Annotated in this window: 16 protein-coding genes; 9 read left to right on the top strand and 7 right to left on the bottom strand. The window is 64.4% G+C overall.

The window, feature by feature from the left end:
- Window positions 1–10: 10 nt before the first annotated feature.
- The 5 genes from LZ538_RS07310 to LZ538_RS07290 all read right to left on the bottom strand — a co-directional run bounded on the left by LZ538_RS07310 (window position 11) and on the right by LZ538_RS07290 (window position 4930).
- Window positions 11–370, bottom strand: a complete 360-nt coding sequence (locus tag LZ538_RS07310; RefSeq protein ID WP_249831332.1) for a hypothetical protein — start codon at window positions 368–370, stop codon at window positions 11–13.
- A 108-nt stretch (window positions 371–478) separates the two neighbouring features.
- A complete protein-coding gene (locus tag LZ538_RS07305; RefSeq protein WP_249831331.1) occupies window positions 479–1780 on the bottom strand; it encodes a M20/M25/M40 family metallo-hydrolase in 1302 nt (433 codons plus the stop codon).
- Window positions 1781–1841: 61 nt separating this feature from the next.
- Window positions 1842–2804: a prolyl aminopeptidase gene (gene pip, locus LZ538_RS07300; protein ID WP_430741962.1), complete on the bottom strand. Its 963-nt coding sequence runs from the start codon at window positions 2802–2804 to the stop codon at window positions 1842–1844.
- Window positions 2805–2809: 5 nt separating this feature from the next.
- The gene (locus tag LZ538_RS07295; RefSeq protein WP_249831329.1) at window positions 2810–4180 is read right to left on the bottom strand and encodes a glutamate--cysteine ligase; all 1371 of its coding nucleotides are present in this window, start codon (window positions 4178–4180) and stop codon (window positions 2810–2812) included.
- Between the two features lie 12 nt (window positions 4181–4192).
- Complete coding sequence (locus tag LZ538_RS07290) at window positions 4193–4930, bottom strand: 16S rRNA (uracil(1498)-N(3))-methyltransferase (RefSeq protein WP_249831328.1); 738 nt, start codon at window positions 4928–4930, stop codon at window positions 4193–4195.
- 105 nt (window positions 4931–5035) lie between these two features.
- Here LZ538_RS07290 and LZ538_RS07285 point away from each other — a divergent pair, with 105 nt between their 5' ends.
- The 3 genes from LZ538_RS07285 to LZ538_RS07275 are packed head-to-tail and all read left to right on the top strand — an operon-like array spanning window position 5036 to window position 7794.
- Window positions 5036–5524: a hypothetical protein gene (locus LZ538_RS07285; RefSeq protein WP_249831327.1), complete on the top strand. Its 489-nt coding sequence runs from the start codon at window positions 5036–5038 to the stop codon at window positions 5522–5524.
- The gene (ubiA, locus tag LZ538_RS07280; RefSeq protein WP_249831326.1) at window positions 5521–6435 is read left to right on the top strand and encodes a 4-hydroxybenzoate octaprenyltransferase; all 915 of its coding nucleotides are present in this window, start codon (window positions 5521–5523) and stop codon (window positions 6433–6435) included. The genes LZ538_RS07285 and ubiA overlap by 4 nt, the downstream gene beginning before the upstream one ends.
- A gap of 12 nt (window positions 6436–6447) precedes the next feature.
- Window positions 6448–7794 carry a TldD/PmbA family protein gene (locus LZ538_RS07275; protein ID WP_249831325.1) on the top strand — a complete coding sequence of 449 codons (1347 nt, stop codon included), beginning with the start codon at window positions 6448–6450 and terminating at the stop codon, window positions 7792–7794.
- Here the strand turns inward: LZ538_RS07275 and LZ538_RS07270 are convergent.
- Both LZ538_RS07270 and LZ538_RS07265 read right to left on the bottom strand, forming a co-directional pair.
- A complete protein-coding gene (locus LZ538_RS07270; protein WP_249831324.1) occupies window positions 7791–8228 on the bottom strand; it encodes a CoA-binding protein in 438 nt (145 codons plus the stop codon). The genes LZ538_RS07275 and LZ538_RS07270 overlap by 4 nt on opposite strands.
- A gap of 20 nt (window positions 8229–8248) precedes the next feature.
- Window positions 8249–9004 carry an Mrp/NBP35 family ATP-binding protein gene (locus LZ538_RS07265; protein WP_249831594.1) on the bottom strand — a complete coding sequence of 252 codons (756 nt, stop codon included), beginning with the start codon at window positions 9002–9004 and terminating at the stop codon, window positions 8249–8251.
- Between the two features lie 268 nt (window positions 9005–9272).
- Between LZ538_RS07265 and hflK the strand changes: the two genes are divergently transcribed.
- The 6 genes from hflK (at window position 9273) to LZ538_RS07235 (ending at window position 15327) form a co-directional block, all read left to right on the top strand.
- Window positions 9273–10370, top strand: a complete 1098-nt coding sequence (gene hflK / locus LZ538_RS07260) for an FtsH protease activity modulator HflK (RefSeq protein ID WP_249831323.1) — start codon at window positions 9273–9275, stop codon at window positions 10368–10370.
- Window positions 10367–11230 (top strand): protease modulator HflC, encoded by an 864-nt coding sequence (hflC, locus tag LZ538_RS07255; RefSeq protein WP_249831322.1) that lies wholly within the window; start codon window positions 10367–10369, stop codon window positions 11228–11230. The genes hflK and hflC overlap by 4 nt, the downstream gene beginning before the upstream one ends.
- 74 nt (window positions 11231–11304) lie before the next feature.
- Window positions 11305–12861: a Do family serine endopeptidase gene (locus LZ538_RS07250; RefSeq protein ID WP_249831321.1), complete on the top strand. Its 1557-nt coding sequence runs from the start codon at window positions 11305–11307 to the stop codon at window positions 12859–12861.
- 82 nt (window positions 12862–12943) lie between these two features.
- Entirely contained in the window at window positions 12944–14554 is a 1611-nt protein-coding gene (locus tag LZ538_RS07245) for a helicase HerA-like domain-containing protein (RefSeq protein ID WP_249831320.1), read from the top strand.
- Window positions 14551–14898 carry a hypothetical protein gene (locus tag LZ538_RS07240; protein ID WP_249831319.1) on the top strand — a complete coding sequence of 116 codons (348 nt, stop codon included), beginning with the start codon at window positions 14551–14553 and terminating at the stop codon, window positions 14896–14898. The genes LZ538_RS07245 and LZ538_RS07240 overlap by 4 nt, the downstream gene beginning before the upstream one ends.
- 21 nt (window positions 14899–14919) lie before the next feature.
- On the top strand, window positions 14920–15327 hold the full coding sequence (locus LZ538_RS07235; protein WP_249831318.1) for a nuclear transport factor 2 family protein: 408 nt from the start codon (window positions 14920–14922) through the stop codon (window positions 15325–15327).
- Window positions 15328–15330 lie beyond the last annotated feature (3 nt).

The raw sequence follows: 15330 nt of genomic DNA, 5'->3' as shown, positions 1-15330 counted from the left end.
CCTATGGCGCTTAGTCCATCTTCCTCACGCGGTCTCGGATCTCGGTGATCATCGGGCCTACGCTCTCGCCAGTGCCGGAATTCATGTACATCGCGGTGGATCTGACCCGGCCTTCGATCAGGCCGAGCTCCTTCTGAGTCTCATCCAGACGATCGTTGAGTTGCTGGATTTGCTGAAGCAGCATCTCCGTATTCTTGAGGATCTTGCCGATCTGAACGTTCGGATCGAACTGGCTGTAGTCGGTAGCCGTTTGCGTCGAGGCATTTGGGTCGAACGGCCTCGCCTTGAAGGCGCGTTGAGCATCGGCCGCGGAGGCGCTTGCAAGCATGATCCCCGCGATGAGACCGTTAAGCAGAACGTGTTTGCGCATATCACTTCCCCTGTCTGCTGGTGATACGACTTCGGGCGCCACGATTTCGGCCCCGCAAGGGCAGCTTGCGCCTCGCGCCAACGCCACGCAAGTTCGGGCTTGAGACGCTTAGCGAGGCTGGGCGGAAAGCCGGCTCATCAGGATAGCGGCGCGCTTGGCCTGAAGGCTGATCGAGGGGATGTCCACGCGCTCTGCCGGCGTGTGGTCTCCGTCGCTCGCCGGACCGAGGCCGGCAAGGCCGTCGACGTCCGCGGCGACGAAGCTGATGTCGCCGGCGCCGCGCTTCACCGGATCGAGCTCGGGCATGACCTGGAAGCCGGCATCGCGGTTGACCCGGTTGAGTTCCTCCAGGACTGCGCGATTGCCCGCGGTCGGGGGCATGGGCGGATAGCCGTCGTTATCGAAGCTGATCGTCGCCTTGGTTCCGGGCAGAGACTGGGCAACGATCGTCCGCATCTTCTGCTGCGTGCGCTCGATCTGACTTGGATCGATAGCACGAAGATCGCCGCGGGCCACGGCGGTCGGGGGAATGATGTTGGTCTTGCCGGTGGCCTCCAGCCTGATGCGCCCGGCGTCGAGCGCGGCACTGGTCCCGCCGCCGATCAGCCCGACATTATAAGTCAGCTTGTCCTCGCGAAGCTCGCGACGGAAGCCATCCAGGATCCGCGCAAGCTCATAGATGGCGCCATAGCCGCTCGATTGGGTGAAGATGCCGCTCGAATGCGCGCTCGTGGCCGTGACCTCCACCGTCCAGCTTCCCGAGCTGCGGCGCGCCGTCGAGCCCATGTCCTGACCGCCATCGCGGACCAGGCCTTCGAAATCGAGCGCGACATCGGCCGCTTTGCCCGCAGCGATCAGATCGCGCCGCGCGAGCTCGATGGGATTCCCTGAGTCTTCTTCGTCCCCGGTAAGGAATATGGTGATGTCGGCATTCTTGAGCGTACCTGCCCGCTGCATCGCGCGAATGGCTGCGACGATGACGGCGACGCCGCCCTTGTCGTCGGCCGCCCCGGGCCCATGGCCCCAATCGCCTTTCCTTTCCCACCGTTGGAACGGCGAGTCCGGTTCGAAGACCGTGTCCAGGTGCCCGATGAGCAGGAGGCGCTTGCCGCGGCCATTGCCTTTGTGCCGCGCGACCAGATGACCGGCCCGATGCGCCGCCTTCATGTCGATCCATTCGACGGCGAAGCCCAGCGGCTCCAGTTCGGACCGGACCATTTGGCCGACGCTCGTCACACCGGGGGCGTTCAACGAGCCGCTGTTCTGGCCGACCCATTTGGCAAGCATTGAGACCGTGCGGTCGCGTTCCGCGTCCACGGTTCGCACCATTGCCTGCTCGGCGGGGGACAGCCTCGCTGCGGCCGGTGATGCGGCCATCACTGCTGCGGCGAAGATGATGAAAGAACGCATGCGCATCCGCGCGGCGTAGCCAATCACCGGCCCGCCGTCATCCCGTCGACGCGCTCGCCGCTTATTGTGATGCGAACCTGTCGGTCGCCCGTATCAGCCCGTCGAGAATTCCGGGCTCATTGTAGAGGTGGCCGCCGTCCGGCACGATGTTGAGCTCGACCTCCGGCCAGGCCTTCTTGAGCGCCCACGCTGCCTTCGGGGGCGTGCAGGTGTCGTGGCGGCCCTGCACTATGACGCCCGGAATGTGCCGAATCTTCTCTGCGCCGCGCAGCAGCTGGCCTTCTTCCAGCCAGCCGCCGTTCGCCATGTAATGATTCTCGATGCGGGCGATCGCCACCGCGATCTCCGGGCTTGTGAAATGCTCCACCGTTTCTTCGCTGGGCAGGACGGTCACGGTCGCCGCCTCCCACGCGCTCCAGGCCTTGGCGGCCGGCAACTGCTCCTCAGCGGTGCCGGAAGTGAGGCGCTTGCGATAGGCCTCCACCAAGTTTCCGCGCTCGTCTTCGGGGATCAGCGAAATGAATTCGTCCCACTTGTCCGGATAAACGGAGTCGGCGCCCTCCTTGTAAAGCCAGTCGACCTCATACTGGTCGAACAGGAAGATGCCGCGCAGGACCAGCTCTGTGACGCGATCGGGGTAGGTTTGCGCATAGGCCAGTGAAAGCGTCGAGCCCCAGCTCCCTCCGAACACCATCCACTTGTCGACCTTGGCTACTTCGGTCCGAAGCTTTTCGATGTCGTCGACGAGGTGCCAGGTCGTGTTCGCATCGAGGCTCGCATAAGGCGTCGACTTGCCACACCCGCGCTGATCGAACACCAGCATCTTGTATCTGTCGGGGTCGAACTGCCGCCGATGCTCAGGGCTCGATCCGCCGCCCGGGCCGCCATGCAGGAAGACGACGGGCTTGCCTTCCGGATTACCGCTCAGCTCCCAATAGAGAGTGTGACCGTCGCCCACGTCGAGCTGTCCGGTCTCGTAAGGGTCGAACGCTTCGTAAAGCGCGCGGCGGCCAGTGATCTGCATGTCCATCAGAAGCTGAATTCCTTGTAGATATGGGACAGGTCGCCGCTCCATTCGCCGTGATACTTGGCGAGCAGCCGATCGGCGGGCGTCATGCCGCTTGCGACGACGTCGCGCAATGGATCAAGGAATCCACCTTCGTTGTCGCCGGCAAAGTTGAGGAACCCGCGCTGGGTTAATCCGCTCGCCGATATGTCGAGCACTTCGGCCGCGAATTCGCCCATCGAACGCCCGTCGGGTACGCGCGCGTCGAGTGCCAGGCCGGGCACTTCGTGGCGCAGCCGCTCGCGCTCCTCGATGCGCCAGTCCTTCACCAGGTCCCAGGCGGCGTCGAGCGCGTCACTGTCGTAAAGCAACCCCACCCAAAAGGCCGGAAGCCCGCAGATGCGGCCCCACCGGCCCCCATCGGCGCCGCGCATCTCGAGAAAGCTCTTCAGCCGCACTTCCGGAAAGGCGGTGGAAAGATGGTCAGTCCAGTCGGTGAGCGTGGGCTTCTCGCCCGGAAGCTCCGGAAGCCTGCCTTCCAGGAAGTCCCGAAAGCTGCGGCCCGCGACGTCGATATATTCGCCGTCCCGGTAGATGAAGTACATCGGCACATCGAGTGCGTAATCGCAGTAGCGTTCGTAGCCGAAGCCATCCTCGAACACGAACGGCAGCATTCCCGTCCGGTCCGGGTCCGTGTCTTCCCAGATATGGCTGCGGAAACTCTTGAAGCCGTTCGGCTTGCCCTCCGTGAATGGTGAATTCGCGAAAAGAGCCGTCGCAACCGGCTGCAGAGCCAGGCCGACGCGGAACTTCTTCACCATGTCGGCTTCAGAACTATAATCTAAATTAACCTGTATGGTACAGGTGCGGAGCATCATGTCGAGGCCCAGGTTACCGACCTTGGGCATGTAGTTCAGCATCACCTTGTACCGGCCCTTGGGCATGATCGGCAGCTCGGCGCGCGTCTTGTCGGGCCACATGCCCACCCCCAGGAAACCGAGCCCGAGACGATCGCCGATCATCTTGCACTGACCGAGATGGCGCGCAGCCTCGGCGCACGTCTGGTGGAGGGTTTCCAGCGGCGCTCCGGATAGCTCGAACTGCCCCGCGGGCTCTAGGCTTATGGTGCCGTCGCTGCCGGTCAGGGCAATCACATTGCCGTTCTCGACGACCGGGCTCCAGCCGAACTCGGTAAGGCCCTTTAGCAAGTCGCGGATGCCGCCGCGCTCGTCATAGGAAGGGGCGCGATGATCCTCGACCCGGTAGACGAATTTCTCGTGCTCAGTACCGATCCGCCAGCTTTCTTTCGGCTTTTCTCCGCCTGAGAAGACCGACAGCAAATCGGCTCGGGTCTCGATGAGCGGGCTAGCGCTGTCGTCGGTGCGTTGGGTCATCCGCCGGCGCGCTTAGCGCCAGTCTCCGGCGAGCGCCATATAGGCGGCAAGCGCAGCCAGCGCGGCCGTTTCCGCGCGGAGGATGCGGGGGCCGAGCGAAATTGCGATGCTGCCATGAGCAGAGCGTACAAGAGCGCGCTCCTCGGCCGTAAACCCGCCTTCGGGTCCGGTGAGGATCAGGGCCGAGCCGGGCCGCATCGCCGAAGCTGCCGGTTCGCCGCCCTTTTCATCCGCGAAGTAAAGGGTTCGCGATCCCATTTGATCGAGCAGCTGCTTCAGTGACAACGGTTCGAGAATCTCCGGTAGAAGCGTGCGACCGCACTGTTCGGCAGCCTCGATCGAGATTGCCTCCAGCCGTTCGAGCTTGACGCGCTCCGCGACCGTTCGCTGCGTCATTACCGGGATCAGCCTGACTGCACCCAGCTCGGTGGCCTTTTCAACCAGCCAGTCTGTCTGCGTCCGTTTCACCGGCGCGAAAGCGAGCCAAACGTCGGGGACGATCTCCGGTTCGCGCGTACGGCGCTCGACAGTGAGCGTCATGCGCTTCTTCGCCGCGTCCAAGATATTTGCGAGCCACTCCCCGGAGCCTCCGTCGAAAACCAGTAACTCGCCGCCTTCCTTCAGCCGTAGGACGTTGCCGAGATAATTGGCCTGAGTTGCATCCAGCTCGATGTTCGCGCCTGCTGCCAGGGGCGTGCGAACGAACAGGCGCGGCAGGCTCTTCGGAGGCCAGGCGGGGGTTGCAGGCATCTTCGCCTTCTACGTCAGCGATGCTCGCGGTCAAAAGCGCGCTGATCCGATTGCATGCGCGCCGCGCTACGGTCACATTGGGCGCGGGCTCGGTGGGAAGACATCATGCGGTACATCATCATCGGCGCTGCAGCGCTCGCATTATTTTTGGACGGTCCCGTGACGGCCGCTCGGCCTGAGCTGGAGCAGGGGCTGGGGTTCCTGGTCGGTGAATGGACCATTGCGGGCATGGAAGACCGCTATCGGGACAGTTGCGCATGGTTCGAGGACCACGCGTTCGTGGTCTGCAACACGATGGACGGCCGCCACGGTAAGCCGCAGCACCACGTGGCTGTGCTGGGTTGGTCGGAAGCGGCGAAGACCTACACCTATCTGAGCTACGCGCAGGACGGATCGAGCCGATCCGAGAGCTGCTTTGCCAATGGCCTCAAAGGTGTGACGTGCCTTGGTGAATATCAGCGCCCGGACGGGTTCAATCAGGTGCGCACCCACATCTGGCCGCTCCCGACGGGCCTCGGCCTGCGCCAGGAGAAATCCGTCAATGGCGGAGCCTGGAGCGACGTCGGCCAGGTTCGGTACATTCGCACGAAGTGAGCGCGGCGACCGACATCGTACCCGATAGCGAGCGGCGCGGGTTTATCGGCGGCCTGCCGCCTCGGTTGCGCCCATTTGCGTCGCTGATGCGCCTCGACCGGCCGATCGGCACATGGTTGCTCTATTGGCCGTGCGCGTGGAGCGTGGCGCTCGCCGGCGTTGGCGGTCGCTGGGACCTGTTCCTGTGGCTGTTCCTGGGCGCATTCGCGATGCGCAGCGCGGGCTGCGTCTACAATGATATCGTCGACCGCGATCTCGACCGGAAAGTCGAACGGACGCGGCTGCGTCCGCTCGCGAGCGACCGCGTCTCACTCAAGGCCGCGTGGGCGCTCATCGGTCTGCTCTGTCTTGTCGGGCTGATCGTCTTGCTGCAGATCAACTGGGTGGCCGCGATCGCCGCGCTCGTAAGCATCGCGCCCGTCGCGGCTTATCCATTCATGAAGCGCATCACCTGGTGGCCGCAGGCATGGCTTGGCCTGGTGTTCTCATGGGGAGCGCTGGTCGGGTGGCCTGCGGTAACAGGGTCCTTGGACTGGGCGCCGCTGCTCCTCTGGTTCGGAAGCATCGCCTGGGTGGTGGGATACGATACGCTTTATGCCATCCAGGATATCGAGGACGATGCACTGGTCGGGGTGAAGTCGAGCGCACGTCGCCTCGGTGAAAATGCGCCGGCCGGCATAGGAATATTCTATTCGGTCGCGCTTCTATTGTGGGGTGCGGCAATCTGGCAGGTGCGGGGCGACTGGGTCGCACTCCTGGCCCTTGCGCCTGCGGCATTGCACCTCGCCAACCAGGTGCTGCGGGCCGATCCGAAGGATGGTGAGCTCGCGCTCCAGCTATTCCGCTCCAACCGATTGTGCGGATTTCTAATATGGCTCGCCATGCTGGTCGTAGGGCTGACTGCGCGCTAGGGCGCGGCGCTCATGCAATCTCCAGAACAAGCACAACGTATCGCCAAGTCGCTCGTGGAGCGCGGGATCGCCGCTGGGGCAACCGCCGCCGACGCGCTCTACGTCGGCGATCGCTCGAGCAGCGTGCAGGTCCGCCTCGGCGAACTCGAGGGCGTCGGTCGTTCCGAAGGCGAGGAAGTTGGCCTTCGCCTGTTCGTTGGCCAGCGATCCGCAACGGTCGCATCGTCGGATCTCTCCGACGAGGCCCTTTCAGCTCTCGTGGAACGCTGCCGGGCAATGGCGGCGGAGGCGCCCGAAGACCCTTTTGCCGGTCTCGCGCCCGACCATCTCCTGCTTCGCGAAGATCCGCCCGCGATTGAATCGTTCGACCCCGTGGAGCCCGATCCATCCGAGCTCCGCAATCGGGCACTGGAAGCCGAGCGAGCGGCGCTTGCGGTCGCAGGCGTGACGAACTCTAGCGGTGCGGGCGCGAGCGCATCGGCCTCGACCATTGCGCTTGCGACCTCGGGGGGATTTGCTTGCGCCTACCGCAGCTCAAGCCACGGCTGTTCGGCGGCAGTCGTGGCCGGTGAAGGCGCGACGATGCAGCGCGACCACGCCTGGCGCAGCAGCCGCTTCCTGTGCGATCTCGAAGCTCCTGCCGAGATCGGACGCCGCGCGGGAGAACGCGCGGTCAGCCGCCTCAATCCGGGGCGCCCCAAGCCCGGCCGATATCCCGTTCTCTTCGATCCGCGGGTCTCCTCCTCTTTGCTCGGTCATTTCGCGGGGGCGATCACAGGATCTTCGGTCGCTCGGAAGACGAGCTTCCTGCGTGACAAGCTTGGCGAGCGCGTGTTCGCTGACGGAGTATCGATCGTCGACGATCCGTTGCGACCGCGGGGCCTCCGCTCGCGGCCTTTCGATGGGGAAGGCGTTCGGGTCGGGCGCCGTGAGCTTATCGATGCTGGCGTTTTGACCAGCTGGATCGCGGAGAGCGCGTCGGCACGCCAGCTTGGCATTCAGCCCACTGGGCATGCTGCTCGCGGAGCCGGCGGCGCGCCGAGCGCTAGCCCGACCAATCTCTACATGGCCGCCGGCCGGCGCTCTCGTGAAGAGCTGCTCGCCGCATGCCCCGAAGCGGTGCTGATCATCGAGCTGATCGGGCAGGGCGTGAACGGAGTGACCGGAGACTATAGCCGCGGCGCAGTCGGTTTCATGATCCGCGACGGTGAGATCGCCGAGCCGGTAGCGGAGATTACCATTGCTTCGAACCTGATCGATATGTTCGCGACGCTCGAGCCCGCTTCGGACCTCGAGTTCACTCGCGGTATCGATGCACCGACCATCCTGGTGCCGGAGATGACGATAGGAGCGGCTTAGGCGTCGGCGGCGATCTTCGGGAGCCCAAGCCGGGCGATCTCGATCTTCGGGCAGCGGTCCATCACCACCTTCAGCCCGGCCGCCTCGGCTCGCGAAGCTGCCTCTTCGTTGATCACGCCCAGCTGCATCCAGACGGCCTTGGCACGGACAAAGATCGCCTGCTCGACTGCTTCCGCTGCCGCTTCGGGCCGGCGGAAGATGTCGACGATGTGGATCGGCACCCCGATTTGCGCCAGCTCGCGCCAGACGAATTCGCCATGCACATGCTCGCCGGTGATCTGCGGATTGACGGGAAGCACACGATAGCCGTGGTCCTGCAGATAGCCCATTACCCCGTAGGAGGGGCGGCTCGGCCGGTCGGAAGCGCCTACAATCGCGATGTTTCGGGCGCCGGTTAAAAGCTCTGCGATGTCCTCGTCGCGGGTGAGCGGCATGACGGCCTCCTTCGCGCGAGTTAATGCTTCACGGCCTCCAACAGTTTCGCGGCGATCGTCGCAAACGCCTGCGCATCCTCGCCGCCATCTACTGCAGGTGGCCGGCCCGCGTCCGAAGATTCGCGAATGTTCATCGACAGCGGCAAGCGGCCGAGGAACGGCACGCCCATCTCCGCGGCCGCTGCTTCTGCCCCACCCGTGCCGAAAGGATGCGACGCCTCTCCGCAGTGCGGGCAGACATAGGTCGCCATATTCTCGACGATCCCGAGCACCGGCACGCTCATCTTGTTGAACAGGTCGACCGCTCGGCGGGCGTCGATCAGCGAGAGGTCCTGCGGCGTGGACACGATCACCGCTCCCGCCGGCCGCGACCGCTGGATCAGCGAAAGCTGCACGTCACCCGTGCCCGGCGGCAGGTCGACGATCAGGAGCTCGGCATCGCCCCAGTCGGCTTCAACGAGCTTCGCGAGCGCCCCGGTGGCCATCGGCCCCCGCCACGCCAGCGCATGTCCTGGGGAGACCAGCTGTCCCAGCGAAAGGAAGCGGATTCCGTGAGCCTCGACGGGAATGAGCCGATCGTCCTCCGCGGTTGGCTTGGCGTCGGTCCCGAGCAGAGTCGGCTGCGACGGCCCATAAACGTCGGCATCGATCAGCCCGACCTTCTTGCCCATCCGCGCGAGCGCAATGGCCAGGTTTGCGGACACCGTCGACTTGCCGACGCCGCCCTTGCCGCTGCCGATGGCGATCAACGTCCGTGACGGCTCGGCGACGGTCATCGCGACCTTCGCTTCGGTCACGCCAGGAATTGCAAGAGTTGCCGAACGCAGGTCGCGTTCCAGCGCCTCGGCCTCCGCCTTGCCCAGGCCCGACGCGTCGGCGATCACCATTGCCACCCCATCCTTAACCTTCGCCGAGCGAATGCGCGGCGCGTGGGGTGAGTGTTCAAGCTCGGTGAGTTCCTCGGCGGGCATCGGGACGCACATAGGAGGCATCCCCTCGCTTGCCACTGTTTTTCGTTTCGCTCCCCTCCTATATCCGCGGACGATGAGCACTTTCATGGGGTGGGGCAGCCGCATCCGCGGCCTGTTCGCCGACACCAAAGGCCCTTGGGGCCCTTCCGGCGGAGACGAGGGCGGCGACCCGCCGTCTTCAGGCGATGGTCAGGGCGGCGGCCCGTGGGGCGAGACACCGCCGCGACGCCGGCGCGGGGTCGGAGGGTCTAGCAACGTCACGTCGCTGGACGAATTCCTTCAGCGCAGCCGCGCCCGGTTCGGCGGAGGCCAGGGCGGCGGGTTCCCGGGCCGACCGGATCGCTCCCTGATCTTCTGGGCCTTCATCGCCTTCATCATCCTGTGGCTGTTGTTCACCAGCTTCCACGTGATTTCGCCCGGTCAGCGAGGTGTCGTCACCCGCTTCGGCCGCTACAGCTCGACGCTGGGGCCGGGCGTCAGCATCACCCTTCCATCGCCTGTCGACCGGGTCATCAAGGTCGACGTCGAGAATATCCGCACGATCGACCTGGGATCGGCCGAGGCCAACGACCTCATGCTGACGGGCGACCAGAATCTGCTCGACATTGCTTATTCGGTGCGTTGGAACATCCGGACGCCTGAGCTCTACCTGTTCCAGCTTGCGCAGCCGGACGAGACGATCCGCCAGGTTGCCGAGAGCGCGATGCGCGCCGTGGTCAGCCGCGTCAGCCTCAACGACGCCATGGGTGACAAGCGCGCCGAGATCGAAACGCAGGTCGCCGAGACGATGCAGCGGATTCTCGACAGCTATCGTTCGGGCGTTCAGGTTCAGGGCATCGCGATCAAGCAGGCCGACCCGCCGGATGCCGTCAACGACGCATTCAAGGAAGTCACTGCAGCGCAGCAGGACGCCCAGTCCTACGTCAACCAGGCGCGCGCCTATGCGCTCCAGCTGACCGCCAAGGCGCAGGGCGAGGCTACCGCGTTCGACAAGGTCTACGAGCAATACAAGCTCGCCCCCGACGTGACCCGCCGCCGCATGTATTATGAGACGATGGAGCAGGTGCTTTCCAAGGTGGACAAGACCATCATCGAGGCGCCCGGCGTGACGCCCTATCTGCCCCTTCCCGAAGTCAAGAAAGCGCAGCCGGCGCGGGAGCCGCAGCAATGAGCGACCTCATTCGCCGCCGGCCGATTCTCTCGGCGATCGCTGCGCTCCTTGTCCTCTTCGTGGTGATCAGCAGCTTCCCGATCATCCCTGAGACGCAGCAGGCCGTCGTCGTCCGCTTCGGCAAGCCGGTCCGCATCCTCAACCGCTATGAGGCCGGCCGACCGATCGGCGCGCAGGGCGCCGGCATTTCCTGGCGTCTGCCGTTCGCCGAGCAGATGGTGTGGATCGACAAGCGCGTCCAGGACGTCGACATGCAGAGGCAGCAGGTGCTGTCGACCGACCAGCGCCGTTTGGAGGTCGACGCCTTCGCCCGCTACCGGATCGTCGACCCGCTGCTGATGTACATTCGTGCGCGCAACGAACAGCAACTGCGGGACCAGCTGCGGCCTATCCTGGGTTCCGAGGTTCGGAACGAGCTCGGGCGCATCGAGTTCGCCTCGCTCCTGACTCCCGAGCGTCAAGGCATCATGGATAGCGTTCGAACTTCACTGAACCGGATCGCCCGCCAATATGGCGCAGAGATCATCGACGTGCGCATCAAGAAAACGGACTTGCCGGACGGCACGCCACTCCAGTCAGCTTATGACCGCATGCGCACCGCGCGCCTTCAGGAAGCAAGGTCGATCCGTGCACAGGGTGCGAAGCAGGCGCAGATCATCCGCGCGGAGGCCGATGCCGAGGCTGCGCGAACTTATGCGGCCAGCTTCGGCAAGGATGCGGGCTTCTATGATTTCTATCGCGCGATGCAGAGCTACCAGACGACGTTCGTCGGTGACGGCCAGGACAAGACCGCCCCAACGACCGTCGTTCTGTCGCCGCAGAACGACTATCTGAAGGAATTCTCTGGACGTTCTCGCTGAGCTCGTCGTTCAATCCGCGTTAAGGCCCAAAAGAGATTAGCGCCTTGCGTCTCGACCCAATTGATGGAGTATCCATGTTCTCGAAGGAGTCCGGAAAAGTGCGCTACGCCTATGGGGTCGCAATGGCCCTGCTTCTGGGAGGGTCGGTCTTCTCGCTGGCTACGGGGCAGGCGGGGGCGCAGGTCGCTCAGAATGCTCCGTCGGCGATGGCTCCGCGGGCAGGCGCGCCGATGTCCTTCGCAGACCTTGCCGCGCGGCTGCAGCCAGCCGTGGTCAACATCTCGACCAAGCAGCGTGTCCCTGTCCGCACCCAGGCCGATCCGTTTGAGGAATTCTTCCGCAGGTTCGATCCCACGCTCCCGCCCAGCGGCGGCAACAATCAGCAGCAACAGCAGCAGCCGCGCACACGCGAGGCGGGATCCCTGGGATCCGGCTTCATCATCTCGCCGGACGGCTATGTCGTGACGAACAATCACCTGGTTCAGGGCGCCAACGGCAATGGCACGGTCGACAGCGTCACCGTGATCACGACGGATCGCAAGGAATATACGGCGCGGATCGTCGGCCGCGACGATACTTCCGACCTTGCCCTTTTGAAGATTGAAGGCCGCAACCTTCCCTACGTTCGATGGGGGGACAGCACCCAGGCACGGGTTGGCGACTGGATCGTCGCGATCGGCAATCCCTATGGGCTCGGCGGAACGGTGACCGCCGGAATCATCTCGGCGCTGCACCGCGGCATCACTGGCAGCGGTGCATACGACCGCTACATTCAGACCGACGCCGCCATCAACATGGGCAATTCCGGCGGTCCGATGTTCGATCTCAACGGCAATGTGATCGGCATCAACTCGGCGCTGATTTCCCCGACTGGCGCTTCGGTCGGCATTGGCCTTGCCATCCCGGCCGAGCTTGCCAAGCCGGTGATCGATTCCCTGATGAAGGGCCAGCGGCCGCAGCGCGGCTATCTCGGCGTCGGCCTCCAGCCGCTCGACGAGAATCTCGCGCCATCGCTCGGACTTCCGAAGGACAGCGGCGAAATCGTGCGCTCGATCGTTTCTGGAGGCCCGGCCGATCGTGGCGGGCTTCAGCAGGGCGACGTGATCCTCAGCGTCGGCGGTCAGCCGGTCACTCCGGAACAGACAGTCTCCTATCTCATTGCCAACACGCAGGTGGGCCGGAAGGTCCCGCTGGAGATCATTCGCGGCGGCCGTCGCCAGACGGTTACCGTCACGGTTGGCGAACGCCCGACGGAGCAGGAGCTGGCGCAGCTCGGCGGAGGCCAGGGCCAGACGCCTCAGCAGCCGGGCGGCGGCACCGCTGCCCCACAGCGCGCGCTCGGACTTTCACTTGCACCGCTGACACCGGACCTCGCACGAGCGGCCAACCTGCCGGCAACGGCGCACGGGGTGATCATAACGGCGGTCGACGCCAACAGCGACGCGTCCGACGAAGGTTTGCAGCGGGGCGATTTGATCGTCTCCGTCAACAACGTCCTCGTGCGCACTCCTGCCGATGTCGTCGGCGCAGTGGATGCCGCCAAGCGTTCGGGCCGGACGAGCGTGTTGCTGCTCGTCAAGCGCGGCAACAGCCCGGAGGCGTTCGTCGGAGTAGACATCTCGGGCCAGTAGCGGCTGCCGACCATCGTTTCGGCTTCTTCGGGGCTTGCGCTGCCGCTGTTGCTGCGCAAAGGCCGCCCTAAGGAGGTGAAGCGTGAGCGAAAGCGGCATCTTCATTGGCGCGGAGTCCGGCGGCGGTAATCCGCAGACCCTCGAATTGTCCCGAGCCAATCGGCACGGCTTGATCGCCGGCGCCACCGGGACGGGCAAGACCGTCACTCTCCAGGGAATAGTCGAAGGCCTCAGCAAATCCGGCGTGCCCTGCTTCGTCGCTGACGTGAAGGGCGACCTTTCTGGGCTGGCGATGCCCGGCGATCCCAATGCCAAGAACGCCGAGATTTTCCGGCAGCGCGCCACCGACATCGGCCTGACCGATTATGCGCTGGATGGCTGCCCCGTGCAGTTCTGGGATCTCTATGGTGAGCAGGGCCATCCGATCCGCACCACGGTCAGCGAGATGGGGCCGTTGCTGCTCGCTCGGCTCATGAACCTCAATGAGGTTCAGGAAGGTGTCCTCAACATCGCCTTCACCGTTGCCGACAAGGAGGGCCTGCTTCTCCTCGATCTCGATGATCTCCAGTCGATGCTGGTCCATTGCGGCGAAGAGGCCGATCAGCTGACGTTGCAGTACGGCAATGTGTCGAAGCAGTCCGTCGGCTCGATCCAGCGCTCCCTGCTTCAGCTTCGGGCGCAGGGCGGGGACCATTTCTTCGGTGAGCCCGCGCTCGAACTTTCCGATTTCATCGTCGCGGACGACAGCGGGAAGGGCGTGGTCAATGTGCTGGCCGCGGACAAGCTGATGGCGAGTCCACGTCTCTATTCCACCTTTCTCTTGTGGCTGTTGTCCGAGCTTTTCGAGCAGCTTCCCGAGATCGGCGACCCGGATAAGCCGAAGCTCTGCTTCTTCTTCGATGAAGCGCATTTGCTCTTCGACGACGCTCCACCCGCATTGTTCGAGAAGGTTGAGCAGGTCGTGCGCCTGATCCGTTCGAAGGGCGTCGGCGTCTATTTCATCACGCAGAACCCGATCGACATCCCCGACAAGATTGCTGCACAGCTCAACAATCGGATCCAGCACAAGCTCAACGCTTTCACCCCACGGGACCAGCAGGCCGTGAAGGCTGCGGCGGACACCTTCCGCTCCAACCCGGCCATCGACGTGGCCACCGCGATCACGGAACTGAAGATTGGCGAAGCCCTCGTATCGCTTCTGCAGCCGGACGGATCGCCTGAACCCGTGCAGAGGAGCCTCATCAAGCCACCTTCCTCCCGCGTCGGCCCGCTGACTCCGCAGGAACGTCAGGTGATCGTGACGACCGATGCGGTGGGCAACAAATATGACGCTCTGGTCGACCGCGACTCCGCCGAGGAAATCCTGAGTGCCAAGGCCAATGAAGCGGCTGCCGCGGCCGCTGCCTCACAGGCGAAGACCGAATCGGATCGGCAGGCTGCGGAGCAGGCGCGCACCGACGCGGCCGCCGAACGGGAACGGCTCAAGCTTCAGCGCGAGCAGGAAAGGCTCGATGTCCAGCGCGAGCGCCAGCAGGAGCAGGCTGAGGCGCGTGCGCGCCGCGAGGCGGCTCGCCCGACAATGGCGGACAAGATCATCACGTCCGCGACGCGATCAGCAGCGAGCTCGATCGGCCGTTCGCTCGGCAACCAGCTGCTTCGCGGAATTCTCGGCGGACTGATGCGCGGACGATGATTGCCGCCCTTGCGGCGCTGGCGCTCGCCGCACCGTCCACCGCTGCCACGTTGGCAGGGCTCTATGAGACCCAGCAGATGGAAACCGCTGCTGCGCTCGAGCTGCAGCCGAACGGCCACTTTCGCTATGCACTCGAGTATGGCGCCGTCTCGGAGCGAGGGGATGGGGATTGGACGTTCGACGGACGATTCGTTCACCTGACAAGCGATCCGATGCCGCCCGCGCTTCACGCCCTGGAGCTCGGCAATGCCCGCTTCGAGGATGAGCGGCTGGCGCTCGAGGGTGGCGATTTGCTCCTCGAGCGCTACGAGACAATCTTTCGCTTCAGGCGCATAGAGCCCTAGGCTCAAGGCAGGAGGAATCCCGTGGCCGACAAGAGCTGCCAATTGATCGAGGCGCTCGAAAATGACTGGCGCGACGCCTTGTGCAGCAAGGATCTCGATCGGCTGCGCTCGCTTGTTCATCCCGATTTCGTCCTGATCGGCACGCGCTCCAGCGGACCATTCACGATGGGCAGGGATGAATGGCTCGACGCCATTCAGCGCCGGGACGTCGACAGCATCGAGCTCGCGATCCGCGATGCCACGGTTCTCGAACATGTGATGATCGGGACCATCGAGGCGAAATGGCGGCTGAAATATCTAGGCCGCGTGATCGAGGATTGCGTCCTCCTGACCGACGTCTGGGTTTTGGAAGACGGTCAATGGCGCGCGCTTCGCCGCCACTCGACACCCGCGCCATGCGCGAACAGCACTGACACGAGGAGGAAGTAACAG

This window comes from Sphingomonas hankyongi (assembly GCF_023516575.1).
GTDB classification, from domain to species: domain Bacteria; phylum Pseudomonadota; class Alphaproteobacteria; order Sphingomonadales; family Sphingomonadaceae; genus Sphingomicrobium; species Sphingomicrobium hankyongi.
This window is presented reverse-complemented; position numbering and strand designations above follow the sequence as displayed.

Coding starts and splice junctions, on each gene's coding strand:
- LZ538_RS07310 (WP_249831332.1), bottom strand. CDS start 370: ATGCGCAAACACGTTCTGCTTAACGGTCTCATCGCGGGGATCATGCTT.
- LZ538_RS07305 (WP_249831331.1), bottom strand. CDS start 1,780: ATGCGTTCTTTCATCATCTTCGCCGCAGCAGTGATGGCCGCATCACCG.
- pip (WP_430741962.1), bottom strand. CDS start 2,804: ATGCAGATCACTGGCCGCCGCGCGCTTTACGAAGCGTTCGACCCTTAC.
- LZ538_RS07295 (WP_249831329.1), bottom strand. CDS start 4,180: ATGACCCAACGCACCGACGACAGCGCTAGCCCGCTCATCGAGACCCGA.
- LZ538_RS07290 (WP_249831328.1), bottom strand. CDS start 4,930: ATGCCTGCAACCCCCGCCTGGCCTCCGAAGAGCCTGCCGCGCCTGTTC.
- LZ538_RS07285 (WP_249831327.1), top strand. CDS start 5,036: ATGCGGTACATCATCATCGGCGCTGCAGCGCTCGCATTATTTTTGGAC.
- LZ538_RS07275 (WP_249831325.1), top strand. CDS start 6,448: ATGCAATCTCCAGAACAAGCACAACGTATCGCCAAGTCGCTCGTGGAG.
- LZ538_RS07270 (WP_249831324.1), bottom strand. CDS start 8,228: ATGCCGCTCACCCGCGACGAGGACATCGCAGAGCTTTTAACCGGCGCC.
- LZ538_RS07265 (WP_249831594.1), bottom strand. CDS start 9,004: ATGACCGTCGCCGAGCCGTCACGGACGTTGATCGCCATCGGCAGCGGC.
- hflK (WP_249831323.1), top strand. CDS start 9,273: ATGAGCACTTTCATGGGGTGGGGCAGCCGCATCCGCGGCCTGTTCGCC.
- hflC (WP_249831322.1), top strand. CDS start 10,367: ATGAGCGACCTCATTCGCCGCCGGCCGATTCTCTCGGCGATCGCTGCG.
- LZ538_RS07250 (WP_249831321.1), top strand. CDS start 11,305: ATGTTCTCGAAGGAGTCCGGAAAAGTGCGCTACGCCTATGGGGTCGCA.
- LZ538_RS07240 (WP_249831319.1), top strand. CDS start 14,551: ATGATTGCCGCCCTTGCGGCGCTGGCGCTCGCCGCACCGTCCACCGCT.